Source organism: Oceanobacter sp. 1_MG-2023 (assembly GCF_030689025.1).
GTDB lineage: Bacteria > Pseudomonadota > Gammaproteobacteria > Pseudomonadales > Oceanobacteraceae > Oceanobacter.
On record NZ_JAUYWA010000014.1, the window covers coordinates 40713 to 67710 of the forward strand.

Consider the following 26998-nt stretch of genomic DNA (forward strand, 5'->3'; position numbering starts at 1 on the left):
AGAATCACTTATGCCTATTAACCATCTTAACGAATGGATCCCAAACATCGTGATTGGCCAGGATTACGACCAACACTATCGGGATGCCAACATCCACTTCGATGTATTGGGTCGCATGGCCGACTTTTTTGGCCGCGACATGCCGGTGCACCTTCACGCCCAGTTTCTGCAAATTCATCTGATCAAAGCCGGTGACACCCATTTTCACATTGATGAACAGGTGTATCACTGCCAGGGGGCCTGCTGCTTCCTGACCCCTGCTGCGGTGCCTCACTCATTCATGACCGAGCGAGACGCCAACGGGTATGTCCTCACCGTCAATCAGTCGCTGATCTGGCAGCTGCTGCGCGACAGCCAGAACAGCCAGATAGAAGCCGAGCGGATTCAGCCCATCGGCATTGAACAGCGGCTACTCAGCGACAAGGACACACACGCTTGGCACCGCATTACCCATATTTTCCAGATGCTGCAGGATGAATGGGACACCCCTTCCCCGGATCGCACCTTTGCGCTGGAATCGCTGGTGCGGCTGCTATTGCTGCAACTGTTGCGGCTGGCACCGGAAGCCTCGGCCTCACACACAGTCAACAGCGAAGAACTGCGCCAGTTCCGCCGCTTTTCCCTGCTGGTTGAGCACGAATACCGCCAGCGCTGGCCATTGGGTCATTACTGCGCAGCGCTGGGAGTCAGCGAAAGCTACCTGCACCAGATCTGCCATCGAGTAGCCAACTGCCCACCCAAGCGATTGATTCACGACCGCATACTGCAAGAATGCAAACGCCTGTTGCTGTACTCGAACAAATCGATCAATGACATCGGCTTTGATCTCGGCTTTCTTGATCCATCGTATTTCTCGCGGTTTTTCCGTAAACAAACCGGACTGACCCCGCGAGACTTTAGACAACCGGCCAACCAGCCCAGCCAGCGCCCGGCCTTCACCTGAGCCTTACGCTGTCTTTTTGATTCATATGCGCTATTATTTTACCCATCTACTTAATATATTAATGAGATGGTTTTTTCTGAACACCCTGTATTGCTCCTGCTGGCAACCGACATCGACAAAGATGAAGGCAGCGGCCACGGCAGCTCTCAAAACCACAGCACGGAACCGCCCCCAATGCGCAAGTTTGATGACTCCATTCCCCTGAAACTCCTCAAGGCCCGAGAATCCACCATGGCTTTTTTCCGCCCGGTGTTACAGGAAATCGGCCTGACCGAACAACAGTGGCGCGTGATTCGTGCCCTTAATGAACATCATGAGCTGGAATCCAAACAACTGGCCGAACTGTGCTGCATTCTCAGCCCCAGCCTGACCGGCATCATCAACCGGCTGGAAGCCCAGGACTACCTCAAGCGCCGCAAGTCGACCGAAGACCAGCGCCGTGTCCTGATAAGCCTGAGCGAAAAAGCCAAAATCATGTTTGCCAACGTCAGCCCACGTCTGGAAGGCTGCTACGAAACCATGACCAACCAGCTATCACCCGAAAAGATGCAACAACTAAAAGAATTGCTGGACGAAATCATCAAACTGGAACGATAACGTCCCCTGGCTCGCGGCATTGCTACGCTGGCCAGCAGTCTGCCACCTGCATCTCATTTTCACGGCCTGTTCCCGGCGCTTCTGCCTCTCCCTTTTCTGCAAGAGCGTTTGGTTCTCGCATTGACAATAGATAATATGTTAATTATATTTTACTTAATATATTCATTAAAATAAAAACAAGACCAGAAGTTCCAGCACCGGGCCAGAATGCCCGGCAAGCTCATCCACTCAATACAGAACAGAAGGCTCAACCATGTTGCAGGCATCCTACCCCTATTACCTGGCCAACGAGCCAATGGCTCCAAACCAGGATCTGGACGTAACCAACAAATACACCGGCGAAGTCGCTACCCGCGTCGCCATGGCCGACGTTGACACCATTGATAAAGCCATTGCGGCAGCGGTCGACGCCACCGAAGCCATGCGCAAGATGCCAGCTTACCAACGCCAGGCGATCATTTATCACTGCGTCCGTCGGTTTGAAGAACGGTTTGAAGAAATCGCCCAGGCGCTGTGTCTGGAAGCAGGCAAGCCGATCAAGGATGCTCGCGGTGAAGTCACCCGCCTGATAGACACCTTCAAAATCGCCGCCGAAGAAACCACCCGTATTTACGGCGAAGTGATCCCGATGGACATTACCCCCCGCGCCAAAGGCTACAGTGGCCAATGGAAACGGGTATCGATCGGCCCTTGTTCGTTTATTTCGCCGTTCAATTTCCCCCTTAATCTGGCCGCCCACAAAGTGGCTCCGGCACTGGCAACGGGTTGTCCGTTTGTCCTTAAGCCCGCTTCGCTGACCCCGGTTGGCGCACTGATTATTGGTGAAATCCTGGCCGAGACCGACCTGCCCAAAGGGGCGTTCTCGATTCTGCCCTGTCACCGTGATGGTGCCGATCTGTTCACCACCGACGACCGCCTCAAACTGCTAAGTTTCACCGGTTCGCCGGAAGTTGGCTGGGCACTGAAAGCCAAGGCCGGCAAGAAACCGGTGGTTCTGGAGCTGGGGGGCAATGCGGCCTGTATCGTTGACGAAGGCACCGACCTCGACGACGCCGTCACCCGGATTGTTTTCGGGGCCTATTACCAGTCTGGCCAGAGCTGTATTTCAGTGCAGCGCATCATGGTGCACGACAGTCTGTACGACGACGCCAAAGCACGCCTGACCGAAGCGGTTGGCGCACTGGTACATGGCGATCCGGCCGATGAAAACACCTTTATTGGCCCGATGATTTCCATAAAAGAAGCCATCCGGCTGCACACCTGGATAGCCGAAGCCCAGGCCGGTGGTGCCACCGTCTTGTGCGGCGGCGAGCGCGACGGTGCCATGCTGCAAGCCACGCTGCTGTGCGATGTCACGGCCGACATGAACGTCAACACCCAGGAAGCCTTTGGCCCGGTCGCTATTCTGAGCCGATTCACCGACTTCGACGACGCACTGAAAGAAGTGAACAACTCTGATTTTGGCCTGCAGGCTGGCATATTCACCAAAGACATCTACAAAGCCCAAAAAGCATGGGACGAGCTGGAAGTCGGTGGCGTAGTCATTGGTGATGTCCCCAGCTGGCGCGTCGACCATATGCCTTACGGCGGGGTAAAGGATTCCGGCATTGGCCGCGAAGGCGTGCGTTACGCCATCGAGGACATGACCGAAATCCGCTTGATGGTCCTGCGCAACCCGAACACGTAGCGTCAGTGGCCCATGCCTCCCGCTTGCGGTGTTAATGGCCAGGCCACCAAACCATACGAGGAACCGCTGTGAACAACCCCCACGTCCCCATGCCGCTGCTTTCTACTGTAGCGCTGGCAAGCCCGCTGGCACTGAATCTGTTTGTGCCTGCCATGCCGGATGCTGCACGGGATCTGGGCGTCGACATTCACATCATTCAGCTGACGTTTACCGCCTACCTGCTCACTCTGGCCATTGGCCAGCTGCTCTCCGGGCCGCTGGCGGATCATTACGGCCGCAAACCAGTGCTGTTATGGGGGCTGGCCTTGCACGTAGCTGGCAGTGTATTGGCCGCAAGCGCCAATGATATCACCCTGCTGATTGCCGGACGGGTGTTACAGGCTCTGGGTGGCAGTGCGGCCATGTCGCTGGCGCGCACCATCATTGTGGATATACACGGCCGTCAGGGCGCAGCCGGGAAAATGGGCTATATGGTCATGGCGATCGCTATTGCCCAATCCATCGCCCCGGCCCTGGGCGGTTTTCTCAATCTCTGGTTTGGCTGGAGCAGCACCTTTATATTGCCGCTGGTGATTGGCATCGGCGTCGCCCTGGCGGCTCTGAAATGGCTGCCAGAAACCGGCCAGACAACCCGTAACGGTCTATCCCCAAGACGAGTATTCTCCCAGTATCGACAAGTCCTCGGCTCGTCGGAGTACCTTGGTTACGTGCTCTCTACGACCTTTATCGCGACGGTGTTTTATATGTTTATGGGCAGTTCGCCCTATATCGTTGTGGACCAGCTGGGGGGCAACTCGGCGCAGTTTGGCAGCTGGTTTCTGGTCGTTTCGCTGGCCTTTATGGCCGGCAGTTTTCTATCCACCCGGCTGGCACAAACACTCAGCATCGATCACATGGTCATGCTGGGCAACAGTTTGTCATTGCTGGGCGCATTATGGTTGTGGTGGTTCGCCCTGCAACAGTCACTCAGCCTCTGGACGCTGTTTGTACCGATGTCTCTAGTCACACTTGGCCGGGGCCTCAGTCAGCCCAATGCCCAATCCGGGGCCATTGGCTGCACTCTGGCTTTTCCCAATACCGCCGCGGGTACCGCGTCGGGGCTAATGGGATTTATACAACTGCTCACCGGTGCCGTGATGGCCCAGATCACCCCTTGGCTTATGCATCAGGGGCTGGTCGTATTCATGGGCTGCATGGTCACGGCTCCCATTATGGCAATGGCTTGCCATGGCTATTCCTGGTTTCTACGGCGACAACGGACTGTCGCCAGAACCCGTTAATAACAACACGACTTTACCAATGCCATACTGATGGCGTGGCTGTCACACAACAAGGATAACAACCATGGGCACACTCGCACTCGCAGCAAAAATCACCCACGTCCCTTCCATGTACCTGTCGGAACTGGAAGGCCCACGCAAAGGGTTCCGCCAGGCCGCCATTGACGGTCATCTCGAAATCGACCGTCGTTGCCGGGAACTGGGGGTCGATACCATCGTCGTCTTCGACACCCACTGGCTGGTCAACTCCGGTTATCACATCAACTGTGCCCCGCACTGGGAAGGCACCTACACCAGCAACGAACTGCCGCACTTTATCAGCAACATGCCCTATAACCTGAACGGCAACCCGGAGTTGGGTAACTTGCTGGCCAAGGTCTGCAAAGAACATGGCATCGACGCCCTGGCACACGATGCCACCACACTGGCACCGGAATACGGCACTCTGGTTCCCATGCGTTATATGAACACCGACAACCATTACAAAGTGATTTGTGTCTCTGCCTTGTGCACCGTTCACTACCTGAACGATAGCGCTCGCCTCGGCTGGGCCTTCCGGGAAGCGATCGAAAAATATTACGACGGCGCTGTCGCCATATTGGCGTCCGGCTCATTGTCACACCGCTTTGCCCAGAACGGACAAGCCCCGGATTTTGCCGATAAAGTCTGGAGCCCATTACTGGAAACGCTGGATAAAGAAGTGATCAAGATGTGGGAAAACGGCGACTGGAAAACCTTCTGTGACATGCTGCCGGAATACGCTGCCAAGGGTCATGGGGAAGGCTTTATGCACGATACCGCCATGCTGCTGGGAGCACTGGGCTGGTCGGATTACGACGGCAAGGTTGAGGTTGTGACGCCTTATTTTGGTAGCTCTGCCACAGGGCAAATCAATGCTATCTTCCCGGTAACACCACAAACCGGTGACGCCGTTCCGGCTCCGCAGGCCTCTGAAGCTGCCAAGCTGGCGTATGGTGAAAGCCGTTTATAAGCAAGACTACGGCACCGGAAGTGGCCTGCCACTTCCGGATCAGACTCTTCTCACCAACTTCTCACCAGACCAGCTCTGGCCATCACTCTGATTTATAGCAGCAAAACGGTGACTGCTTCGCCATGGACATCATCGCCATCAGAAACCACCCCTTCCCGACATTCAATAAATCGCCATGATCGGTCAAAACAGAAAAGTACCATTTTTAGCGAGAAAACGTCATGTTCCCTCACCGCACTTGTCGCAATAATTCATTCATCAAAGCGCAGCAACCAACCGCTGCCACCGTGTTGATCCGATCAGACAACACCTTGCTGATATAAAAACAACAGACACAAGGCTGAATATCATGACGACAAACAACCCCATGTTGGACAAGCTGCAAGCCATCCTCCCTGCCATCCGCGCCAATGCAGCCAAGGCAGAAGCAATGCGCATGATTCCCCAAGAAAACATCGACATGCTGCATGGCATCGGCCTGAACCGGGCATTTCTGCCGAAAGCCTACGGTGGTCTGGAAATGAGCCTGCCGGAATTCACCGACTGCATCGCCGCACTGGCTGGGGCTTGCTGCTCCACCGCCTGGGGCTACAGCCTGTTGTGTACCCACAACCACCAGATTGCGATGTTCAGCAAAGAAACCCAGAACGAGATCTGGGGCGACAACCCCGATGTCGTGGCATCGTCTTCGATTGCACCTTTTGGCCGTTACGAAGAAACCGACGGCGGCATCATCTTTACCGGTGATATGAAATGGAGCTCCGGGGTGGACCACGCCGACTGGATATTGGTTGGCCTCAACCGCATGGTCAACGACGAAAAAATCTACAGCTTCGCCATTATTCCCAGAGCCGAATTCACCATCATCGACGACTGGCACGCCGCCGGTATGTGTGGCTCCGGTACCAAAACAGCCCGGATCGAAGGTGTCTTTGTTCCCGAGCGCCGCATTCAGGCCGCCAAAGACATGATGGAAGGCCGCCATGTTGGCCGCGAGCTGTACCCCGACAGCAACATCTACCACACCCCGTACCGACCGTACTTTGCCTGTGGTTTTGCTGCCATGAGCCTGGGCGTGGCCGAACGCATGATCGAGGTATATCAGGACATCACCAAAAACCGCGTCCGCGCCTATACCGGTGCCAAGGTCGCCGGATCGATCGCCCCGGTGCTGCGAATGGCCGAGTCCTACCAGCAAGTCTGCGCCGCTCGCGCCTATCTGGAAAAAACCTGGAACGAACACAAGGAATACAGCGAGCGTCACCAATACCCAGACCGCTACACCCTGGCACACTGGCGTACCAACCAGGCCTACGCCATCAAGATGTGTATCGAAGCCGTTAACCGCCTGTGGGCAGTAATGGGCGGTTCCAACTGGTACAACGAACGGGAAGGCCAGCGCTTGTGGCGCGAGTCCAACATGACCGCCGCCCACGCCTACACCGATTACGACGTATGCGCCCAGATTATCGGCCGTGAACTGCTAGGCATGGAGCCAGACCCAGCGCTGCTGTGATTGTTTTGTCTGACGTCGGGCGCATCTGAGGTATGACTCCAGACTCGCGTCCGACATCCGCCCCCATATAAAAACCAGAGCCTGTGACACCAGGCCAACCAGCCAGGATACTCATCATGACCACAGCCTTCGATCCCAAAGCCTTCCGCCGCGCCCTCGGTAACTTCGCCACAGGTGTTACCGTCATTACCGCCTGCACCCCAGACGGCGTGCAAACCGGCGTCACCGCCAACAGCTTCAACTCCGTCTCCCTCGACCCCGCACTGGTGCTATGGAGCATCATGAAAAACTCCTCCAGCGTCGAGATTTTCGGGCAAGCCAGCCACTTTGCCGTCAACGTACTGGCTGCCGACCAGATCAACCTGTCGAACCACTTCGCCCGTCCATCCGACGACAAGTTCGCTGAGGTGAATTATCAGCAAGGCTTGGGAAACGCCCCCCTGTTACCCGACTGCGCCGCCCGCTTTCAGTGTGAAAACTACCAGCGTATCGACGGTGGCGACCACTGGATTCTGATAGGTAAAGTCGTCGCCTTCGACGATATTGGCCGCGCTCCCCTGCTGTACCACGGCGGAGCCTACTCCGCCGTGATTCCCCACGCCGGAGTCAAACCGAAAGATTCCGACGCCTCCAGCCAAGGCGAAGAGAAAAACGCCCAGCGCCTGCACGACAACCTCTACTACCAGATGATTCAAGGGGTAAAACGTTATCAGGCCAGCTACCAACCGCTGCAACTGGCCACCGGCCTGCGCACGATCGAAGCGCGCATGATCATGACCCTGAACGACTTCGGCAGCCTGGCCGCCAACGACCTGGAACAACGTCTTGGTATGCCGGATCAGGGCCTGCAAGCCGCACTGGATACCCTCAAGCGCAAGGAATGGATTGTCGCCAGCGACGACACTCTCAGCCTGACCAGAGCCGGTATCGAACAGGCAGCAACCTTATGGAAAGTAGCTAACGACCGTCAGACTGAAGTCTTTGGCCAGTTCAGCGCCGAAGACGTTGCCACCTTCCGCAAAGTGCTGGACGCGGTACAGTAACCAACACCAATCATCACCCATATCGGCGGCAAGCCACCTTCTACCGGGATATATCCACGCAGGAGGGTTGTCGCCGATATAAATACGGCTCCTACTCTTGCTTGCCCTGCCCTTGCCTGTTCCCCAAAAATAACGACAGCCAGCCAGTCAAAATTGATTACACTGAACAACAATCAGATTTGCATCACAACAATAACAACGAGCATCCATCCCTATGGATCAGCCAATAGTCACGCCACCCACCGAGCAACAACTGACGCTACTGGAATCGCCGGGCACCCTGGCGTTCTTCGATTACTTCCTCAACTGACTACAACACCAGCTACTCAGCGACCAATGCATGACCTTTTTCTACCCCGATGGCGAACACGTCAATACGCTGCTATATAAAGATTTCAGCCACGACGCCTCAGCCCCCAGCTGGCCATAGTCTATATTTCCGAGCGCCAGTATCGCCACGCCTCAAACTTCGACAAGCTACGCCATTGCCAACCAGACCAACTGATTACCGATCATTATGATTATGGTGTTCTCAGTGGCAACATGAGGCCGCACTATCGCAATCGTTTTTTGAACAGCCGGGTTTTCTCAACAAATGGGCCGTGATTTGCCACTAAGACAGCGACAACTACTACATCAATCTCTACAGCCGTCGCGGCTATTTCAGACCGTTTCTCAACAACAGACAGCAACAAGAGCAACAAGAGCAACAAGAGCAAGGTTGCGGCCTCCTGCAGAAAGAATCCGAATGTCTATGTAATATGTAACAAGCCATATTGTTATCCTGAGGCTTATACTGTGGCGGAGTCTCAAACACGGCAATCGTTACGCGAGAAACACAGACCAGCTTTTCACTTGCATTTCGAATACGCCTTTCACAAATATCTGTCTTTTGCCCAATATGCAACGGTTTCGCGACACCGTAGACCCATCCTGAATCGACGGCACGAACTGCCGTATAACCTGTGTGCTCAACGTGTGTGATGCTGCAATAGCAGACGGGCGTCCACTCCTTTGAACTTTTTTCTGGCACGTTCAATCGCTTGTGACAGCATGCGATCGGTGGCCACTGGCCCGAGTTGCTCACACATGGCGACATAAACCAGATTCAATAGTGTTTTTAGTTCACCAAAATCGGGCGATAGCAAATTAGTGGACGACTTGCCTAAGGCCAGCATGGAAAACGCATACACCAGGTCTGGTGTCACCCCGCGGTGTTGCGCCTGTTCTTCAGTCTGCATCCGTACCTGCTGCACTTGCGCGGCTGGCACCTGGAGCATTAATTCTTGTACCACCACGCTGAAACAGGGCATCCATTCATGCGTATTGAGCGTAACCGGGTTGTCCAGTATGCCATTACGTTGCCGATAGGCTTCCATTTGCGAGATCGGGTCAGCCTTCAGACCAGATGTTCCTTTCATCAGCAAGCCAATCAGATCACGGTAAAGCTGTGATCGATTGGAGGCGATGGCATGCAAATCCCGACAGTCGTTAAAGAAGCCGTTCAACTCATACTGGGATTTCTGGGCGTAGCCCTCTTCCCAGCGCCACATCACATCCCAGAGTTCGTCGCCATTCAGTACTTCACTCAGTACGGTATACACCACACGCCGTTTGGTATCGATATTCATCCGTACGCTCCATACTTACTGACGAAAGTACGTCATGTCTTTGTGGAACTCGGGATAGGCCACCTCATAGTGTTCAGACACATCAAGGCCCTGCTGCTCTTCAGCGGTGGTAACCCGTAATCCCATCGTCATCCGGATCAGTCCAAACGTCAGCAGTGACAGCGGGAAAGCCCATACGAACGCAGCCACAATGCCAATCAACTGCACCATCACCTGATGAGTGTTAAACAGATCCCCGGTCACAAACATACCGGCGGCCAACGTCCCCCAGACGCCAGCAAAACCATGCACAGGTACCGCACCCACAACGTCATCCAGTTTCATCCGTTCCATTATCAATGATCCGGCGACGGCGATCATACCCGCAATCAACCCTGTCAGAATGGCCCACTGAGGTTCCATGCTGGCACATCCAGCGGTAATGCCCACCAGCCCGGCAATACTGCCATTGACGGTTGCCGTCAGCAAAATGGGAACCCGGAATACGCGGCTGAACAGCAAGGCACCGAGCGCACCGGCACCGGCGGCAAGCTGGGTATTCAGCGCGATCAAACCGATATCCGCCGTCGCAGCCAGAGTGCTGCCGCCATTAAAGCCAAACCAGCCGAGCCAGAGAATAAAACCACCCAGAGCTACCAGCGACAGATTATGCCCCGGAATATTGCGGACTTCGCCAGTCTCGCGGGAGAAACGACCGGTACGGGGTCCTAACACAATAATGCCCGCCAGAGCGCACCAGGCACCGACTGAATGCACAACGGTCGAACCGGCAAAATCAATAAAGCCCATATTGGCCAACCAGCCAGCGCCACCGTACAGGCCACCCCAGACCCAGCTGCCAAACACGGGGTAAATAAAGGCCGCAATCACAGCCGACGCCACCAGATAAGCATCGTAGCGGGTACGTTCAGCCATCGAGCCACTACAAATCGTGACGGCGGTTGCGGCAAACATGGTCTGGAACAGCAAAACGGTGTAATCCCAGGGTTCCACATCCGACATCATGAAATGGCTGGAGCCAAAATATCCGGTGACGTTATTGCCAAACATCAGACCATACCCGACCAGCCAGAACATCAGGGTTCCCAGACACACATCCATGTAGTTTTTCATCATCACATTGACGGAGTTTTTTGCCCGCGACATGCCGGCTTCGAGTAAGGCGAAGCCTGCCTGCATAAAAAATACCAATGCAGCGGCAGTCACGACCCAAATGGTATCGGCTGCCAGAGTAGAAACGACGGATTCCTCCGCTTGGGCTGGCAACCCGATCAGGCAACCGGTGAATACTACGGCCAATCTGCGCATATCTTATCCTCGTTGTTATATAACGATAAAAAGCAACCTTGTGACAGCCATGGCTATCTCCCCAGACACAGCCATGACCAAGCTCACAAAGTGCTGTGTGACAGATCACCGGATTAATGGGCAATCCATATGCCATCTTGCCCGCGCACCGACAGAGTGCATCTGTTACATGCCAAAGTGGACGGTGGTACTTGTATTCCATAAAAATGGTTTTAGTCATCATTAAATACGCCGCTAATATGCTTATAAGGTGCGCCATCGCCTATTGATAAGAAAATCAGTGACAGATTTTGGAAAAGCGGAAATCAGATTGGTGCAACCGGTACCAACCGTACCCGGCATCACCACAGAAGCGTGCACCGGGACAGCACACAGGCTGCAAATTGACGTCAAAAATTAACCGCCACAATTGATCTGTCTCAATAGTAGCAGCCAATTAAAATGCCAATCCTGGACAATTAGCATGCCAGGACACCCACACTTGGCCCGTTGCGTATAAAAACAGCAGTGTTCTTTTCCTGGTCACCCACTGTTGGGGTCTAACGTAAAAAATTCATCGGACAACATGATATAGGGACTACCCAACTCTCCATCTCCAATACGTATTAAATTACTCGCCAAATCTATATTCCTATCTTGTGATATACACCACACCATATTAGGAATGCCTACTGTTTCAAAATCGGAGTTCGTCGAACCATATATTCCCGAACTTCCGACATTACCTGCACCAACCCCCCCTAAAAAAAGCGATAACCCGAGGGGATCTTAATATCATATTATTCCAATCATCGAAGAAACATTAAATATCCATAACATCATTATTCTGAAGAATAGAAATCGATTCGTTAATAGCCGCATTATTAATAACCCTAACTGAAAATAGCCATCAAAATAATTAGCCCCGCTCATTCAATATGCTATTTTCCAATCGTCAAACTCTGTTCTGCCAAGACCTGATGGTATCGGATTCGGATTTATAGGAAAGGTTGAATAATAATCAAAATGCATGGCTCCAGTCGCTTCAGCGATAGCACCGCCCGGCCTTTGAATTAGATGATGTAGATTAATGGACTCACCATCTGGACCAATCAAATCATCTCTTTGAAAGACTCGATTGCCTTGGCTTTTGCTTCAGCGCTTCAGCCCCAGATCTTTACCACCAGTTCTAGTTGCACTCGCAATTATGTCGTCCCACGCTTTACCTTGCCCTCTGAGATAATCAAAGGAAGGACCAGGTTTGCCCTCCGGGTTGCCCTCTGCTCTACTGCCCTGCGACCACCTGACTGGCGTAAAAACGCCGTCACGCCGGGCTTGCTCCGAGGTGACGGCGTTTCCTGTTTCTGAACTGCCGGTTACTGATTTACTGGAGTACCCGGCCAGCCCTTGTTTAATCCTTGGCGGTTTTGCAGGCGACGATCTGCACCACGGCGCTGTCGCCCCGATGGTATTTGCCTTCAACCATATGGCGTTCCACTTCTGCCGCGACTGCAAAATCCAGCCCCTGAAGTTCCGCTTCCAGCGCCTCCAGCGACATAAACATATCTTTTTGTGACGGTGGTGGCCCGCCTGCGCCTTCCATCTCCAGATGCCGTTCGGTATAGGCTTCCAGAATAAACACGCCCCCGGGTTTCAGGGCCGGTTGCACATTGCCGTGCAGCTGTTTACGTAATGCCGACGGCACATGGGCTGCAATCGAGACAATGCCATCCCACGCCTCGGTGCCGAGGTCGAAATCCGCCAGATTGGCGACGACCGTCGAGATAACCACGCCGTTATCCGCGGCCAGTTGCTGTGCCTTGTTGAGGCCAACCGACGACTGGTCGACCGCGGTAACAACATAACCCTGTTTGGCCAAAAAAACAGCATTCCGTCCTTCGCCTTCTGCCAGGCACAAGACCTTGCCGCCCGCCAGTATTTGGCCGTACTGGGCTTGCAAAAAATCATTGGCTACCGTGCCGTAGGCAAAACCTTCTTCGTTATAACGTTGATCCCACATGGGTGATGCTCCTGTTGTCGTCTGCATTCTGTGCCGGTCAAACCGGGTATTCAGCGGTTGGATAACTATTGAATACTGCCGGTTTGAACCTTGGCTTCAGTATACCCATGCAGGCCACTCACTGCTGTTAAACCGTGCTGCCGGGCTTGACTATCAGTCGTTAGCTGACTGCCATCACCGCTGTGGCGGCCGACCCGGCACTCCCAAAGCGTTGATCAATTCATCGGTTGTAACCCCCAGCGCAATTGCCGCCGCCGCAAAATCCGGTGGCCCCTGATTCGGTTTCCCCAATGCCTTGATCAACGCGGTTTCGCTGATATTCAGCGTCGCCGCCGCTGCTGCAACATCCGGTCGCTGGCCAGGGCCACCGGGGCCGCCGCCTTCTGGGCGATGACCGATGCCGCCAGTGTCGCCATCGGCAAATGAGACCACCCGATTGGCTTTGACCGTGGCAGGATCACCTGCCGGCGTGTTGCTCACGTCGCCACCCCGCACCAGACGCACATAGTTGTAATACCGTTCACCATCCGGGCCATCGGCTCCCCCTTCGGCCTTGGTATCAAAGCGGACAGCACCGGCACCGTGCATATCATGGCCCTCATGATCCACCGCGTAACCAAAGGCAACATACCAGGCAAACCAGTAACCGTGGGCATCGTGGGGGTCGATATAAGGGTTGGTGGTGCTGCTCCAGAAGAAGGGATAATCGACGTTGTCCGCTTCATTGGTAATGGTAGAGATATTAAATACGCTGCGATCTATGGCCGGGAAAACCCCGGAATAATCCACCAGACTTTGCAGCTCTTTGATATTCGGCAAGCGCCAGTCATCGTAACCAGCGTCGGTGGCGTTTTCGGCGTAGGCCAATGCTTCTTGCCAGTTCAGGCTTTTGCCGCTGTCGTTTTTACTCCACATCAAACCAGTGGCGTGATCGCTGATGGTGTTATCGCCGTTATCCTGAAAATCGTTAATGCCGTATGGACTGCCACTCACACAACGTACAAACCGCCGACCATTCAGCGCCTTGATATGGCCGGTCCAGTCATTCACAACAAAGGCAACGTCACGCTGGGCCAGCTCGGTATCGACCTGATAATAATTGCTCGACCAGGAGTGCTGTTGCGCACCTTCCTTGCCATTCCCGACCAGATAAAAGTAGTCGGTATCCAGCCAGGGCCAACCGGCAGAAAAGTCCCGGATAGACCAGAGTTCCTTGATATTCGGCAAACGCCAGTCGTCGATACCGCCAAGCTCCAGCGCCGCGCAATAACCGGCGGCATCGGACCAGACCATGGATGCTGCAGATAATGACTGCGTCCACACCAGCCCTGTTACCTGATCGGTGACGGTGCTGTTGCCATTGTCCTGATAGCTGGGCACATTGCCGGTGTATTGGGCATCCTGACCATAAAAAGCCGCCCCGGGCGCTGGGCATTCGATCTCGACACTGTTGTTGTAACAGGTGCCCTGGGCGGTATCGACAATGGCAAAAGCCCGACTCTGGGAATTGGCGGCAGCCTCCGAGCGCCCGCTGGTACCCTCGTGTTTGGTGGCACAGCCAGCCAATGATCCCGCCAGACTCAGCAGTACCGCACTGGTGATGATGTAATGTTGCGATATTTCCATAATTAGCTCTGCCATGTCCTGTAAATTCAGAAAACCGACTGTATGATATAAAACCGATCCGCAGAAATATCAAAGACTATGTAAAGTAACGTCGATTAACGCTGATTTTAATCAGGGTTTTGCCATTATTATTTTCAACCTGATAAGCGGCAATACAGCAGGGCAATACATCAGGATAATAAATCAGGGCATTCCAAGGTGAAAAGCAGTAGGAAACAGGTAAATAAATGCATACGAAAAATTCACTATTCCTATGATAAAAATAGAAAACACTCAAGATTTATACCTGTCTCCAGAGGATCAACCTAACAACTTTCATTGCCAAAATTACTAAATATAATAATGCCTAATGGAGGTTTCGAAGCCTCTTTCAATATCTCTAAAAAGCTTATATTTCCCACACCCATTTATATAACTTCTATATGGCTACCTGGAGAGCTTTAATTGCTGTATTAAGCGCGGTATTTAAAATATTAATCGCAGCATTGATAGCCTGTTGGGGAGATCTATTTAGTCGTGTAAAGCCACCGTTGCAGCAAATTATTCACATCAAAGACTTCGGAATATTTTAATGCTGCTCTATCCGGCCTATTTCCGGCCAATTCAGTAAAGATTTGGACTACTTTCAGTCCAAATCGCATCATTCAGACGCACCTATCCCACACAAGATAAAAAGCTCCAGCGACGAGCGTTGTACACCATGTTCATCAAACCGATTCTCAGTTCCGCTCTGGCCTGGCCGATGCAGCGCACCAGGTACTTTTTGCCGTCGCATTTCATGTCCGCATAAACATGTTCGACACGAGCCCAAACCTGAGAGCGTTTTTGATTCGTCAGCTTGCTACGTTCAGGCATGTCTGTCTTTACCTCGCGGTTTCTTGCGATGGATGTGGGAGCGATAGCCACGGTCTTCCAACATGCTTTCATTTTCTGCGCTTCGATAAGCGCTATCTGCCCAGACATCTGCGCTGCTATTGTCGCCATTGATCAGGACTTCGAGTTGATGCCCGCCATGTATCTTAGCCGCAGTCGCTTCGTAGCTGCGAATGAGTTTGTGCTGTTTATCGACGCTGGTGTGATTTTTATAGCCGAAGTAGCTCTTGCCATGTTTCTTCGTCCAGGCTGCTGCATCTCGACTGGCCTAGCGCTGCTGGGCCGGAGTACGTTCTGGAGGGAGCGGCGGTGTCGGGTCATCGTTACCGGAATTGGACTTTTCTTGCGCTTTGCGGGCTTTTTCCTGCTGCTCTTCGGTTTTTCGCTGGGTGCTTCAACCAGGGTGACATCGATAATTTGACCGCCTTGAGGCCGATAACCGTGGGCTTCGATGTGCGAGAGCAAGCTGTAAAACAGTTCATCGGTGAGGTTTTTCTGGACGAGTAACTCTTCATATTTCCAGGCGGTATTGGCATCGGGTACCGGATCTTCCGGCGACAAGCCCAGAAAACGCCGAAACGACAGGCGATCCAGCATCTGATACTCGACCTGCTTGAGGGGCAAGCTGTAGTAGTGGCGTAGGAAAATCATTTTGAACATGAGCAAGGTGTCTGAACGAGGGGACCCTTGTTGGATCAGCGTGGCATGCGGATCTTGCTGAGAATGGACCTGAAGGCAGCCCAGTCGACAAGTTCATTAATTTTAGCGAGTGGGTCGTTGTGCTGATCCAGTTTGTCATTCAGGTCATCAAAGTCGAAGAATCCTGGCTGCATACAATGCGCTGTTTTTACAAAACCCTGCAAACCATCAAGACGCTTTGCTGAATCCCAACCCGTCGTTTTTATACCCATAACCTGACATCTACCACTCAACTACTTGGAAATTTTTTTGGCTTTGGCTATCTCTGCTTTCTGACTGCCTTCAGGCTGATCCAGATTGGCCGTTCAATACGGCATTCCGTGTTGTGCGGCTAACCCCGAGCAGGTATCAAAACACATACCACCGGATTCAGATGCGCCGCATATACTGCCGGAACCGCTGGATACCATCGCGGCGCATCGGTTACGGCTGGCTGGCCGCCCAGATACCATCGGCGATCAATTGCTGGCTGAGTTCACCAATCAGTTCGGCAACCAGTGTCATGGCGCGGGTTTCTGGCCTTTCGTGCATATGTACCAGATTGACCTGGCGAGTCATGTCCGGGTCGGTGATTGGCAGCAGTTTGATTGCACCACTGTTCACCTGCGGGTATACCGCCGTGGTGGAGCATATCAGCAGGCCATAGCCTTCTATTACATAGCGCAGACTGGTGAGTAGCTGGCCAAAGGGATTCTGGCGTTGCAGTTTCACCCCCACCAGCTGTTCGTATTGCGCCACCCGGAAGCCGAGGGAGTCGCGTTCGCTGGTGTAGATCACCCTATAATCGGTCAACTCGGCAAAACGAATGCAGTCACGCTGCAGCAAGCTGTCGAATACCGCCGTTGCCCCGGTGCCTACCGCCAAAAACAGCCGCTCGTTCAGCAACGGCCGGCTGATCATACCCATATGTGGCGAGGCATCGTCAGAGCTCACCAACAGGTCAACATCCCCCTGGCGCAACAACTGATAAAGGCTGCTCGACAAGCCGGTTTGCAAGTCCAGTTCGATACTTGGGTAACGGCGATTGACTTCGGCAAACAAGGGTACTGCCAGGGCGTTGCCTGTCGGTTGGCTCATCCCCAGTACCACCCGGCCACTGGGTTCACCACCGTCTTCCAGCAACTGCCGTCGTGCCAGTTCCAGCTGTTGTACTGTGGTTTCGGCAACGGGCAGGAATTTTTCTCCTGCCGGGGTCAAGTGTACGCCGGTGTGATCCCGCTCCAACAGGCGGGTCTTGAGTTCATGTTCCAGTGCTGCCAGTTGCTGGCTGACGCTGGGTTGGGCGATGTTCAGCTCTCTGGCGGTAGCGGCAATGCTGCCGGTACGGGCGCACGTCACCAGATACAGCAGCTGTCGGGTATTCATTATTGTTATTTCCCCTGGGTCAGGTGGTTGAGTCGGATGTCCGCAGCCCGGGTATAGGTAATGACTATACCCCCATCAATAAACTTCAGTCTACCTGGAATGGCGGTATTTACTTAACATCCTAACAAAATATCAACCGTTCAAATAAAGGAGTCAGCGACATGACCAGCACTACTCTGAGCCGTGACCCGGCCAACTTCAACAAGCCACCGCATATCAGTGATAGCGAATGGCAAACCCGGATCAAACTGGCTGGCACCTATCGGGTGTTCGCCTTGATGGGCTGGGACGAGGGTATCTATAACCATTTGTCTTTACGGGTGCCTGGTACTGAGCATTTTCTGATTAATCCTTTTGGCCTGCACTACACCGAAGTCACCGCCTCCAATCTGGTCAAGGTCGATATCGAAGGCAATATTATTGGCCAGTCCGACTGGCCGATTAATCCGGCTGGCTTTACTTTTCATGGCAAGATTCACCAGCAGGTTGCCGATAGTCATTGTGTGATGCACGTGCACACCACCGCTACTCAGTCTGTGTGTTGTCTGGAAAGCGGTCTTTCCTACAGTAACTTTTACGCGGCTCAGTTGTGGGGCCGGGTAGCCTGGCATGAGTTTGAGGGTATTACCCTACGCTCGGATGAAGGTGACCGGATTCTGGCCAGTGCTGGCAACAAACAGGTACTGATGCTGAAAAACCATGGCCCGGTTGTTATTGGCGCCACTCTGGCACAGGCCTTCTCACTGATGTGGTTGGTCAACCGCGCCTGTGAAGTCCAGCTGGCCACCTGCAGCATGGGCAAGCCGCTGACCATTGCCCAGCCGGTGCTGGATGGCTGTTCCCGTGATTCGATGAATCTGGACCCGCGCTTTGGTGCTGGTGAAGATGCCCTGGCAGCATTTTTGCGCCTGGCCGAGCGTCAGGATGCATCGTTTCGTTACTGATCGATCCAGGCTGATATCTAACGGTTGATCGAATCACTGGTCACCCGTCATAAACACAGGCATAACAGGCAGGCGCTGATGGTCCGGATCACTCCCGACGATGTGATTGGTTTGATCCGCCTCAGCAGCCGTAAGCACTCATAAACAATAACAATAAACGGATCATCATTAACAACAACCAATCAATAACAATAAAAAGGTACGCCATGAACATACTCAGAATCGCAGCTCAAGCCACACTAGTCAGCAGCCTGATGTGGGGACTGTTGGCTCAAGCCGACACCACACCTCAAACCACCTTGCGGGTTGGTACCTGGTTACCGCCCACCAATCCACAAAATGCTGAAGTCTGGCCAACTTGGGCGAAGTGGGTCGAAGAAGCCACCGAAGGCCGGGTGGCCATCCAGCTGGAATACGGTCTTGGCCATCCCAAAACCATGTTTAATCTGGTCGAAGATGGTGTGGTGGATGTCGCCTTTACCGTGGTTGGTTATCAGCCGGGCCGTTTCAAGTTACCTCTGGTAGCCGAGTTGCCCGGTATCAGTGATAGTGCAGAAGCGACCTCGGTCGCGTTATGGCGTACCCAACAGCAGTATTTCTCAGCTGCCAAGGAATTCGACGGGCTGGAGTTACTCGGGCTGTTTGTACATGGCCCGGCCCAGATCCATACTCGTGAACCTTTCAGCAGCTTGCAACAACTCAAAAACCAGAAGATCCGGATAGGTGGCGGCTTGCAGATGCTGGTCGCCGAGCGACTCGATGTCAGCCCGGTACAGGCACCCGCCCCGAAAGTGTATGAAATGATGCAGCAAGGGGTGGTCGATGGAGTGTTCCTGCCAGTGCTGGATCAGAAATACCTGCGCCTCAGTGAAGTGACGAGTCAGATCACCGTGATCCCCAGAGGCCTGTACGCCAGTTCATTTGCCATATTCGCCAGCCCGGACACCCTCGACAGCCTCTCTGCCGCCGATCGCCAGGCCATTTTGTCAGTCTCCGGGGAGCGCCTGTCGGCCCTCGCTGGGAGAGCCTGGGAGCAAGCCGACCGCAACGGTTACGAGGCCGCACGTAACAGCGGTGTCGAGATTCATCAGCTGCAGCCCGGCGATGCCATGCTGACTGACATGCAGCAGCGCCTGTCCGACTTGCCCCAGCAATGGGTCAAAGACGTGGCCGACCGTGATATCGATGCCAATGCCGCTCTCGACTATCTGCGCCAGCAGGCGCGTTCTTACCAGCAACCTCTGGCACAGGAGTAACGCAACAGTGAGTATGAATATATCGGTCATTGGTGCCGGTGCAATTGGCGGCTATATCGCCGCCCGATTGGCCAGCATCGACGTCAGGGTCAACCTGATTGCCCGTGGCGCAACACTGGCGGCCTTACAACAGCATGGCATCGGCCTACAGGAAGGTGACCAGCCCCCAGCGTTTTTCAGCGTCAACGCCGTGGCAGATGCCACCAGTCTGCCGTCCCAGGATCTGATTATCGTTGCCGTCAAGGAACCTGCTTTGGCGTCGGTGTTACCGCACATCCAGGCGCTGATGGGGCCAAACACCCGCGTGATGACGGCAATGAACGGCATTCCCTGGTGGTTCACCGCCGGACTGGTCTCCGGTCAGAGCATCCATCTCGGCAGCCTCGACCCCCAGGCCGCACTACAACAGGCGATTCCATCCAGCCAGATCATTGGCTGCGTATTGCATATGGCCTGCAGCAATGTCAGAACCGGGGTGATACGCCACAGCATTGGCCACCGCATGGTGCTGGGCAGCCCGGGGCAACAGCCGGATGCAGGTTTGCACCACATCGCCAACCTGCTCAACCAAGCCGGTTTTGAAGCCAGCCTGTCAGATTACATCCAGCGCGATATCTGGTTCAAACTGTGGGGTAATATGACCCACAACCCGGTGTCGGCGCTGACCCATGCCACCACCGACCAGATCATCAATGACCCCTACACCAGCCAACTGGTGGTACGGGTGATGGCCGAAGCCCAGCAGGTCGGCTGCCGGATCGGCTGTGACATTGATCAGGACCCGGTTGAACGCAACCGGGAAGCCCTCAAGCTGGGGGCATTCAAAACCTCCATGCTGCAAGACGTGGAAGCCAACCGGCCGTTGGAAATCAACGCTCTGCTGGGGGCTTTTTGTGACCTGGCACAGCAGTTGTCGGTAGCAGTGCCTTGTGCCGAAAGTCTGTTTGGTCTGGTGCGGTTGATGGATCGCAACCGCAACCATTAATAGCACCGTATCCGGCCAGCGACTCCGTTATGCTGAACGCGCTTCGGTATCCGGAATAACGGAGTCGGGCTTGCCCGGCAAGAACAGCAACTAACTCTCGTTAGCCAGAAACAAACGTCATCCAATGCTTGAAATCACCGATTGCGCCAGCACCGGAGGCCTGCCCTGTCACCCCCGACAATAGTACGCCTCAGTCAGCAACCCTGACAGAAAATTGCTAAACTGCCGCCTTGATAGCCGACGGCAAGGCTTCAGCACTGGAGCGATTCCGTCCGCAAAAGCATGTCCGGGCGCTATCACCCGGATTAAGGATCGGCTATATGGATATGGTGGCCGATGATGAATTGATTTCTGCAGTCAGAGCGTTGCGACGTCTGATATATCGTCACCCACCCACCGGTCAATATCCAGCGGCGATTGGCGCTGTTTTTATCCCTGGGGCACTACGATACCTATTTGCGTAAACTCAGGGGGATTCATTCAACCAAGCGGCAACGTATGGTTGAATCGATTGAATGCCATTTTCCAGAAATGAGAACTGCCAACAGCTTTATTGAAGGGGCAACGTCTGCCTGGTTAGCCGCAGACGAGCATATCGATACCAAAGAAGTCGCCTGGCTGGCGGCTCAAAACAGCATTCTGATAGTTACACCAGACCGGAGAAGGTTGGCCGTGTCTCTTGCACCGTATTGATACATATATTTCACCTGGCACTATATGAGTGTCCAAGCTGGATCTACAGCTACCAGCGGATTCCCCTATACCTTAGTCATCTTAATCAGTATGTTGAAAAACCGTTGTGGTGCAGCCAGACATGGCCGGTATGTTTATCAGGATGCAATGTCTAGCCACTGCCCTGAGGCTAAAAACTGTTTCATGCGGTTACACCCCGACCGTTTATTTAACAATAGCAACGCTATCTTGTTGCTATTGAATCAGCCGACAGGGTTCGGTCTGTCAATAACAGCCATACCGATATTATTTTCAGTGTATGGGTTAAAACATTGTTTACATGTGTTTAAAGGGTCTGTCTTATGAATAAAACCGCCGTTATTACTGGTGCTACCTCCGGGTTTGGTCTGGCAACAGCCCGTGAATTTGCCGCTGCGGGCTGGAATCTGGTACTCACCGGACGCCGCCAGCAACGACTCGACGAGATAGGCAAAGAGCTGGCGGATAAAACCCAGGTTGCCACACTGGTCATGGATGTCTGTGACTCTGCTGCTGTGCTCAAGGCATTTGATGAACTCGCGGCCCCTTTCGACAAGATTGACCTGCTGATCAATAACGCCGGTCTGGCGCTGGGTACCCAAGGCGCACAGGAGTGTGATCTGGCGGATTGGCATACCATGATCGATACCAATATCAAGGGGCTGACAACGGTAACTCATGCGTTATTGCCACGGCTGATCGAATCCGGCGAAGGCAGCAGCATCATTAATATTGGTTCCATTGCGGGTAGCTGGCCTTATCCGGGCGGCAATGTTTATTGCGGCACCAAGGCGTTTGTTGAGCAGTTTTCGCTGGCCTTGCGTTGTGATCTGGCTGGTACTGGCGTGCGGGTCAGTTGCCTGGCTCCCGGGCTGTCTGAAAGTGAGTTCACTCTAGTCAGAACCGGTGGCGACCAACAGGCTTACGATAATCTGTATAACGGTGCCCATGCTATCCAGCCAGACGATATTGCGTCGACTCTGCTGTGGCTGGCCAACCAGCCGAGCCACCTGAATATCAATACGCTTGAGATTATGCCGGTAAGACAGAGCTGGTCTCCTTTTGCCATCAAACGCGATATCTGACACCGGAATCCAACGGAGATACGTTATGCCACCACTCGATCAATACACCGACGAAGAGATCAAACACTTCGATCAATCTTACGTCTGGCATCATATAACCCCCGGAGCCGCGGCCGCAAAAGGGCTGCCTGTGTTCGTCAAGGGCGATGGTCTGGATTTGTGGGATATCGATGGCAATCACTATCTGGATGCCTCTGCCGGTGGTGTCTGGGTCACGAATGTGGGTTATGGCCGGCGGGAAATAGTGGATGCGATCAGCGCCCAGTTGCTGGAGCTGAATTTCTTTGCCGGTGGTATGGGCAGCAAACCGGCGGCCAGCTTTGCCCATCGCCTGCTGGAAAAGATGCCGGGGATGAACCGGGTGTACTATTCCAGCTCCGGTTCCGAGGCCAACGAAAAAGCCTTCAAGATGGTGCGCCAGATTTCCCACAAGTATTATGACGGCAAAAAGAACAAGATTCTTTACCGCGATCGGGATTACCACGGCACCACCATCGCCGCCTTGAGTGCGGCCGGGCAATCCCAGCGCCGGGAACAGTTCGGCCCGTTTGTGCCGGATTTTGTTGAGTTTCCGCACTGCTTCGAATATCGCAACCAGTTTGACGATGCCACCGACTACGGCCAAAAAGCCGCCCAGTTACTGGAAGATGTCATTCTGCGCGAAGGGCCGGAAACGGTTGGCGCGGTGATTATTGAGCCGATTACCGCCGGGGGCGGCATTATCACGCCACCAGAAGGGTATTTGCAGGCGGTCGACAAAATCTGCAAAAAGCACCATGTGCTGCTGATTATCGACGAAGTGGTGTGTGGCCTTGGTCGTACCGGCCAGTGGTTTGGGTATCAGCATTATGATGTGCAGCCAGATATCGTCACCATGGCCAAAGGGGTGGCGTCCGGGTATGCCGCGATCTCTTGTACCGTTACTACCGAAACGGTGTATCAGGCGCTGCAGGAAGAGAATGCCGCCGATACGATGGGCTACTTCCGTGATATTTCCACTTATGGTGGCTGTCTGGCTGGCCCGGCTGCGGCCCTCGCCAATATGGATATTATCGAGCGCGAAGGCCTGATCGAAAACTGTCAGGTGATGGGTGATCGGTTGATGGCGGGCTTGCAGGCATTAAAAGCCAAATACCCGTTGATTGGTGATGTTCGCGGTAAAGGGCTGTTGTGTGGGCTGGAGCTGGTCGCCGATCCGCACAGCAAAGAACCGGTGGATGAGTCCGTAACCATGCAGTTGGTGGGAGCCTGTAAAAACGCGGGCTTGTTGGTCGGCCGTACCAACCGCTGTTTTGATACGTTTAATAACGTGATTAATATGAGCCCGGCTTTGTGTGTCACCGACGCTCAGATTGACCAGATCCTGGCGATACTGGATCAGGGACTCTCCACCATGTGATCACACCGCCGTGCCTGTCGGTAATTATCGTTATGCACGGCGTCTTGCCCGTTGCCTGTCACAAAAACAAGGACCCTTGCATCCCCAGCAGGTCATCCACGTCATCGCCAGTAAACTGAAAAATCGCAGCGGCAATGGGCCGTAGTTGCTTGTCGATATAGTGCTGATAATCCGGTGCGGCAGTTGGGTAGCTTATGCCGTCGTGCTGGTCGTTCTCTGATATGTCATCCAGCGGCTCCGGGCCTTTGGCGGTGATGCGGTAACGTATCCAGCCACGCCCTTGCTGGTATCTCGGCATCAGGCCGTTCTGTTGTCGCCACTGATCCAGTTTCATTGCTGCCCGGGCATGGGGCGGTATCTGCCGCTGGTACATGGCCAACGGTTGTCGCAAACGTTTACGGTAACTCAGCAGATGGTCTGAGTGCCCCGCCAGCAGGTCATCCAGCTGTTGCCGCACCCAATGTGAATACGGCTGCTGCAGAAAGATTTTCCGGTACAGCTGTTGCTGGAACTGCCGCGCCAGCGGTGTCCAGTCGGAGCGCACCGCTTCCAGCCCCTTGAAAACCATGTGTGGCAGGCCATCGGCATCGTGGATCAGCCCGGCATAACGTTTTTTGCTGCCCGTGTCTGCCCCGCGGATCGAGGGCATAAAAAAGCGCTGATAATGGGTTTCGTATTCCATTTCCAGATAACTCTGGATGCCAAACCGTTGTTGCAGGTTATCTGCCCACCAGCGATTCAGGTCACTGGCCAGCTGCTGGCCAATCCGGTCGGCGGCGGCATCGGAGACCGCCGTACGCAAGCAGACAAATACCGAGTCGGTATCGCCATAAATCACTTCGTAGCCTTGTGCCGCAATCCAGTCGGAGCTGGCCTGGATAATTTCATGGCTGCGTTTGGTAATCGAAGCCGACAGCCGGGTATCGTGAAACCGGCAGCCTTCCGACCCCAAAACACCGTAACAAGACGCCATAATGATTTTGATCGCCTGAGACAGCGGCTTGTTGCCTTCTTGCTTGGCGTGTTCCCTGTGTTCGCCCAACCCTCGGATCAGTTCGGGCAAAATATGCTGTTGTTGATGAAAACGCCCACCAAAAAAGCCCGGCACCCAATGGTCATTGGGTAACGCCTGTGTGGCATCGGTGGCCAGCCCTTCGATCAAGCCCATCGGGTCGATCTTGAAGGTACGGATAATCGACGGGTACAGGCTTTTGAAATCCAGCACCAGTACGTGCTCGAACAGGCCCGGGGTTGAATCCATCACATAACCACCGGGGCTTTTTTCGGCCTGATAACCTTCGCCAATATTGGGGGCGATATAACCGGCGCGGTGCAGGCGCGGCAGGTAGAGGTTCTCGAAGGCCGCCACCGAACCGCCCATCCGATCCAGTGCCAGCCCGGTCATCAGGCTGCGTTCGATCGCAAAATCCAGCAGTTTGACCTTTTCGAAGATACGCCAGACCAGATCACAATCCTGCAGGTTATAGGCGCTGAAGGCGGCCAGGTCGGTTTGGTAAAGCTGCTGAATATCGTCACCGCGCTGGCTGCCGGTCAGCAGCTTGGAGTCACCTAACAGCTGTTCAGACACCGCATTCAGCGAGAAACTTTCAAACTGGTAGCTGGCTGCCCGGAGCAGTTCGATCCCATCCAGTGCCAGCCGCCCGTCCATATTCACGATAATCCGGTCGGGGGTATTCCGTTGTTGCCGAACCCGCAGGATGCTGCCGTCCCGGCCCCAACTCATGGGGATAGTATGTTCGTGGTATTTTTGCTGCAGCACATCCAGATCGAACTGGATCAGGTTCCAGCCCAGTATCACATCCGGGTCGCTGGCAGCTATCCGGTTGTTGAGGGCGTGTAATACCGATGCTTCGTCCGCTAGCCGGACCAGCTCAGATGGATCTGTTGCCGCTGCTGGTGCGGCACCATGTTGCTCCACCAGCAGCACACACCGGTGCGTCGGTGTCACCAGCCCCACCGAATAGAGTTTCAGCGCTTCTCCCTGCCGTGGAATATTGGTCTCGATATCCAGCGACAGCCAGCGCAAAGTCGGGCGGTAGCTGCCCGGGGTTAAATGGCCACCGCTCAGCCATTGATAGGCAGGGCCAGCGGTGTCGGTGTCTGTGTCGGCAACCGCGGGTAACGCAGATGTCAGCCCGCCCTCTTCGTAATGGATCACCGCGGCACCGTAAATAAAACGCTCCATCAAGTAGCGGTCGGTAATACGCACATCCACTTCGCGACAGGGAATGCCCTGGTTCTGTAGCAAGTTGCGCCAGCGATAGCAGTAGCTGACGGGCATATAACACGCCGTGACCGCTTGCTGTGTAAAGGTGGTGAGTTCAACCGCTCGACAACGCACAGGCCAACCTAGGGTGTGGGCCATGTGTTCAGCGTCTGCCTGATGGCGACGTTCGATAAAACACACCGCTGGCTGACGTAGTTGCTGGCGTAACGGGCCATTCGGGGTGTGCCACCAGAATACCAGCTCAGAATCCTGGGCTGGGGCGCTATCCGACCAGCTGGAAGTCAGTAGAAAGGCATCAAGCGAACGGCTCATGAAGGATCATCGGTGCAAGTGGGTGTCCAGTTTAATCAACCTGGTTTTGGCTGACTACAACCGATCAGTAACCGGCCGCACCCGGTTCACAGCCAATGCCCAACGAGAGTAAGGGCTATCAGCCGCGGCAAGCGTTCATACCTCCAAGAGAAGGTCATTAGAGAAGATCATAGGGAAGGTCATAATGCGCCACTCCCGGCATTCGCCCAAAATAAATGAGAATTATTATTGACACCGATAATGAGAATGACTATTGTTTACTTATCGGCGCTAGAGATAGCAACGGTGTTCACATCACAGCTCAGGTTGTGCGGTGATCTCTCTCATCAAGCTAATCACGGTTGCTTTGCCCCTCTATTTGAGGGGCGTTTTTTTGCCTGCTGTTTATTGCTTCCGTTTATTGCTTCTGATTCCTGCTGCTGGCACTTGTGCTTGTTCCCTGTTATCCCGGTCACTCTCGCTATTCCGCACTTGCGCATAACTGGTCATGCCGGCCCTTG

General features: G+C 54.0%; 22 protein-coding genes and 1 pseudogene. 13 read left to right on the forward strand and 10 right to left on the reverse strand.

Going from position 1 to position 26998, the window contains the following annotated elements; genetic code table 11:
• The first annotated feature begins 10 nt into the window (after positions 1-10).
• The 7 genes from hpaA to Q8W22_RS10625 all read left to right on the forward strand — a co-directional run bounded on the left by hpaA (position 11) and on the right by Q8W22_RS10625 (position 8057).
• Positions 11-943: a 4-hydroxyphenylacetate catabolism regulatory protein HpaA gene (hpaA, locus tag Q8W22_RS10595; RefSeq protein WP_303432548.1), complete on the forward strand. Its 933-nt coding sequence runs from the start codon at positions 11-13 to the stop codon at positions 941-943.
• Between the two features lie 174 nt (positions 944-1117).
• Positions 1118-1540: a homoprotocatechuate degradation operon regulator HpaR gene (gene hpaR, locus Q8W22_RS10600; RefSeq protein ID WP_303432549.1), complete on the forward strand. Its 423-nt coding sequence runs from the start codon at positions 1118-1120 to the stop codon at positions 1538-1540.
• A 253-nt stretch (positions 1541-1793) separates the two neighbouring features.
• Positions 1794-3227 carry an aldehyde dehydrogenase family protein gene (locus Q8W22_RS10605; RefSeq protein WP_305452343.1) on the forward strand — a complete coding sequence of 478 codons (1434 nt, stop codon included), beginning with the start codon at positions 1794-1796 and terminating at the stop codon, positions 3225-3227.
• A gap of 68 nt (positions 3228-3295) precedes the next feature.
• Complete coding sequence (locus tag Q8W22_RS10610) at positions 3296-4507, forward strand: multidrug effflux MFS transporter (protein ID WP_305452344.1); 1212 nt, start codon at positions 3296-3298, stop codon at positions 4505-4507.
• A gap of 64 nt (positions 4508-4571) precedes the next feature.
• Positions 4572-5498 carry a 3,4-dihydroxyphenylacetate 2,3-dioxygenase gene (gene hpaD, locus Q8W22_RS10615; protein ID WP_305452345.1) on the forward strand — a complete coding sequence of 309 codons (927 nt, stop codon included), beginning with the start codon at positions 4572-4574 and terminating at the stop codon, positions 5496-5498.
• A 349-nt stretch (positions 5499-5847) separates the two neighbouring features.
• Positions 5848-7014 carry a p-hydroxyphenylacetate 3-hydroxylase oxygenase component gene (locus Q8W22_RS10620; RefSeq protein ID WP_303432553.1) on the forward strand — a complete coding sequence of 389 codons (1167 nt, stop codon included), beginning with the start codon at positions 5848-5850 and terminating at the stop codon, positions 7012-7014.
• A gap of 116 nt (positions 7015-7130) precedes the next feature.
• Positions 7131-8057 (forward strand): p-hydroxyphenylacetate 3-hydroxylase reductase component, encoded by a 927-nt coding sequence (locus tag Q8W22_RS10625; protein ID WP_305452347.1) that lies wholly within the window; start codon positions 7131-7133, stop codon positions 8055-8057.
• Between the two features lie 971 nt (positions 8058-9028).
• Here Q8W22_RS10625 and Q8W22_RS10630 read toward each other — a convergent pair.
• The 9 genes and pseudogenes from Q8W22_RS10630 to Q8W22_RS10665 all read right to left on the reverse strand — a co-directional run bounded on the left by Q8W22_RS10630 (position 9029) and on the right by Q8W22_RS10665 (position 17558).
• On the reverse strand, positions 9029-9688 hold the full coding sequence (locus Q8W22_RS10630) for a hypothetical protein (RefSeq protein ID WP_305452348.1): 660 nt from the start codon (positions 9686-9688) through the stop codon (positions 9029-9031).
• A 15-nt stretch (positions 9689-9703) separates the two neighbouring features.
• Positions 9704-10996, reverse strand: coding sequence for an ammonium transporter (locus Q8W22_RS10635; RefSeq protein WP_303434251.1), 1293 nt, complete (start codon positions 10994-10996; stop codon positions 9704-9706).
• A 912-nt stretch (positions 10997-11908) separates the two neighbouring features.
• A complete protein-coding gene (locus tag Q8W22_RS16680) occupies positions 11909-12091 on the reverse strand; it encodes an HNH/ENDO VII family nuclease (RefSeq protein WP_370693687.1) in 183 nt (60 codons plus the stop codon).
• 295 nt (positions 12092-12386) lie between these two features.
• Positions 12387-12995 (reverse strand): bifunctional 2-polyprenyl-6-hydroxyphenol methylase/3-demethylubiquinol 3-O-methyltransferase UbiG, encoded by a 609-nt coding sequence (locus tag Q8W22_RS10640; protein ID WP_305452349.1) that lies wholly within the window; start codon positions 12993-12995, stop codon positions 12387-12389.
• Between the two features lie 174 nt (positions 12996-13169).
• The gene (locus Q8W22_RS10645; RefSeq protein WP_303434249.1) at positions 13170-14621 is read right to left on the reverse strand and encodes a DUF1566 domain-containing protein; all 1452 of its coding nucleotides are present in this window, start codon (positions 14619-14621) and stop codon (positions 13170-13172) included.
• Positions 14622-15468: 847 nt separating this feature from the next.
• A pseudogene (locus Q8W22_RS16685) lies at positions 15469-15690 on the reverse strand (IS5/IS1182 family transposase); the annotation flags it as partial.
• Positions 15609-16238 carry a transposase gene (locus Q8W22_RS10655; RefSeq protein ID WP_370694173.1) on the reverse strand — a complete coding sequence of 210 codons (630 nt, stop codon included), beginning with the start codon at positions 16236-16238 and terminating at the stop codon, positions 15609-15611. The pseudogene Q8W22_RS16685 and the gene Q8W22_RS10655, both read right to left, overlap by 82 nt.
• The gene (locus Q8W22_RS10660) at positions 16190-16405 is read right to left on the reverse strand and encodes a hypothetical protein (protein WP_305452351.1); all 216 of its coding nucleotides are present in this window, start codon (positions 16403-16405) and stop codon (positions 16190-16192) included. The genes Q8W22_RS10655 and Q8W22_RS10660 overlap by 49 nt, the downstream gene beginning before the upstream one ends.
• 211 nt (positions 16406-16616) lie before the next feature.
• Complete coding sequence (locus Q8W22_RS10665) at positions 16617-17558, reverse strand: LysR family transcriptional regulator (protein WP_305452352.1); 942 nt, start codon at positions 17556-17558, stop codon at positions 16617-16619.
• A 161-nt stretch (positions 17559-17719) separates the two neighbouring features.
• Between Q8W22_RS10665 and Q8W22_RS10670 the strand changes: the two genes are divergently transcribed.
• The 6 genes from Q8W22_RS10670 (at position 17720) to Q8W22_RS10695 (ending at position 23938) form a co-directional block, all read left to right on the forward strand.
• Positions 17720-18502 (forward strand): class II aldolase/adducin family protein, encoded by a 783-nt coding sequence (locus Q8W22_RS10670; RefSeq protein ID WP_305452353.1) that lies wholly within the window; start codon positions 17720-17722, stop codon positions 18500-18502.
• A 206-nt stretch (positions 18503-18708) separates the two neighbouring features.
• Complete coding sequence (locus tag Q8W22_RS10675; RefSeq protein ID WP_305452354.1) at positions 18709-19758, forward strand: TRAP transporter substrate-binding protein; 1050 nt, start codon at positions 18709-18711, stop codon at positions 19756-19758.
• Positions 19759-19771: 13 nt separating this feature from the next.
• The gene (locus Q8W22_RS10680; protein WP_303434257.1) at positions 19772-20743 is read left to right on the forward strand and encodes a ketopantoate reductase family protein; all 972 of its coding nucleotides are present in this window, start codon (positions 19772-19774) and stop codon (positions 20741-20743) included.
• A gap of 498 nt (positions 20744-21241) precedes the next feature.
• Positions 21242-21436 carry a hypothetical protein gene (locus Q8W22_RS10685; RefSeq protein WP_305452356.1) on the forward strand — a complete coding sequence of 65 codons (195 nt, stop codon included), beginning with the start codon at positions 21242-21244 and terminating at the stop codon, positions 21434-21436.
• Positions 21437-21777: 341 nt separating this feature from the next.
• A complete protein-coding gene (locus Q8W22_RS10690; protein WP_303434242.1) occupies positions 21778-22539 on the forward strand; it encodes an SDR family NAD(P)-dependent oxidoreductase in 762 nt (253 codons plus the stop codon).
• Between the two features lie 25 nt (positions 22540-22564).
• On the forward strand, positions 22565-23938 hold the full coding sequence (locus tag Q8W22_RS10695; RefSeq protein WP_305452358.1) for an aspartate aminotransferase family protein: 1374 nt from the start codon (positions 22565-22567) through the stop codon (positions 23936-23938).
• A gap of 58 nt (positions 23939-23996) precedes the next feature.
• Here the strand turns inward: Q8W22_RS10695 and Q8W22_RS10700 are convergent, their stop codons facing one another.
• Positions 23997-26498 carry a DNA polymerase II gene (locus tag Q8W22_RS10700; RefSeq protein ID WP_305452360.1) on the reverse strand — a complete coding sequence of 834 codons (2502 nt, stop codon included), beginning with the start codon at positions 26496-26498 and terminating at the stop codon, positions 23997-23999.
• Positions 26499-26998: the final 500 nt, after the last annotated feature.

Excerpts from the sequence above, each read along its gene's own strand:
- hpaA (WP_303432548.1), top strand. The coding sequence starts at position 11 with ATGCCTATTAACCATCTTAACGAATGGATCCCAAACATCGTGATTGGC.
- hpaR (WP_303432549.1), top strand. The coding sequence starts at position 1,118 with ATGCGCAAGTTTGATGACTCCATTCCCCTGAAACTCCTCAAGGCCCGA.
- Q8W22_RS10605 (WP_305452343.1), top strand. The coding sequence starts at position 1,794 with ATGTTGCAGGCATCCTACCCCTATTACCTGGCCAACGAGCCAATGGCT.
- hpaD (WP_305452345.1), top strand. The coding sequence starts at position 4,572 with ATGGGCACACTCGCACTCGCAGCAAAAATCACCCACGTCCCTTCCATG.
- Q8W22_RS10620 (WP_303432553.1), top strand. The coding sequence starts at position 5,848 with ATGACGACAAACAACCCCATGTTGGACAAGCTGCAAGCCATCCTCCCT.
- Q8W22_RS10625 (WP_305452347.1), top strand. The coding sequence starts at position 7,131 with ATGACCACAGCCTTCGATCCCAAAGCCTTCCGCCGCGCCCTCGGTAAC.
- Q8W22_RS10630 (WP_305452348.1), bottom strand. The coding sequence starts at position 9,688 with ATGAATATCGATACCAAACGGCGTGTGGTGTATACCGTACTGAGTGAA.
- Q8W22_RS10635 (WP_303434251.1), bottom strand. The coding sequence starts at position 10,996 with ATGCGCAGATTGGCCGTAGTATTCACCGGTTGCCTGATCGGGTTGCCA.
- Q8W22_RS10640 (WP_305452349.1), bottom strand. The coding sequence starts at position 12,995 with ATGTGGGATCAACGTTATAACGAAGAAGGTTTTGCCTACGGCACGGTA.
- Q8W22_RS10645 (WP_303434249.1), bottom strand. The coding sequence starts at position 14,621 with ATGGAAATATCGCAACATTACATCATCACCAGTGCGGTACTGCTGAGT.
- Q8W22_RS10660 (WP_305452351.1), bottom strand. The coding sequence starts at position 16,405 with ATGGGTATAAAAACGACGGGTTGGGATTCAGCAAAGCGTCTTGATGGT.
- Q8W22_RS10665 (WP_305452352.1), bottom strand. The coding sequence starts at position 17,558 with ATGAATACCCGACAGCTGCTGTATCTGGTGACGTGCGCCCGTACCGGC.
- Q8W22_RS10670 (WP_305452353.1), top strand. The coding sequence starts at position 17,720 with ATGACCAGCACTACTCTGAGCCGTGACCCGGCCAACTTCAACAAGCCA.
- Q8W22_RS10675 (WP_305452354.1), top strand. The coding sequence starts at position 18,709 with ATGAACATACTCAGAATCGCAGCTCAAGCCACACTAGTCAGCAGCCTG.
- Q8W22_RS10680 (WP_303434257.1), top strand. The coding sequence starts at position 19,772 with ATGAATATATCGGTCATTGGTGCCGGTGCAATTGGCGGCTATATCGCC.
- Q8W22_RS10685 (WP_305452356.1), top strand. The coding sequence starts at position 21,242 with ATGGTTGAATCGATTGAATGCCATTTTCCAGAAATGAGAACTGCCAAC.
- Q8W22_RS10690 (WP_303434242.1), top strand. The coding sequence starts at position 21,778 with ATGAATAAAACCGCCGTTATTACTGGTGCTACCTCCGGGTTTGGTCTG.
- Q8W22_RS10695 (WP_305452358.1), top strand. The coding sequence starts at position 22,565 with ATGCCACCACTCGATCAATACACCGACGAAGAGATCAAACACTTCGAT.
- Q8W22_RS10700 (WP_305452360.1), bottom strand. The coding sequence starts at position 26,498 with ATGAGCCGTTCGCTTGATGCCTTTCTACTGACTTCCAGCTGGTCGGAT.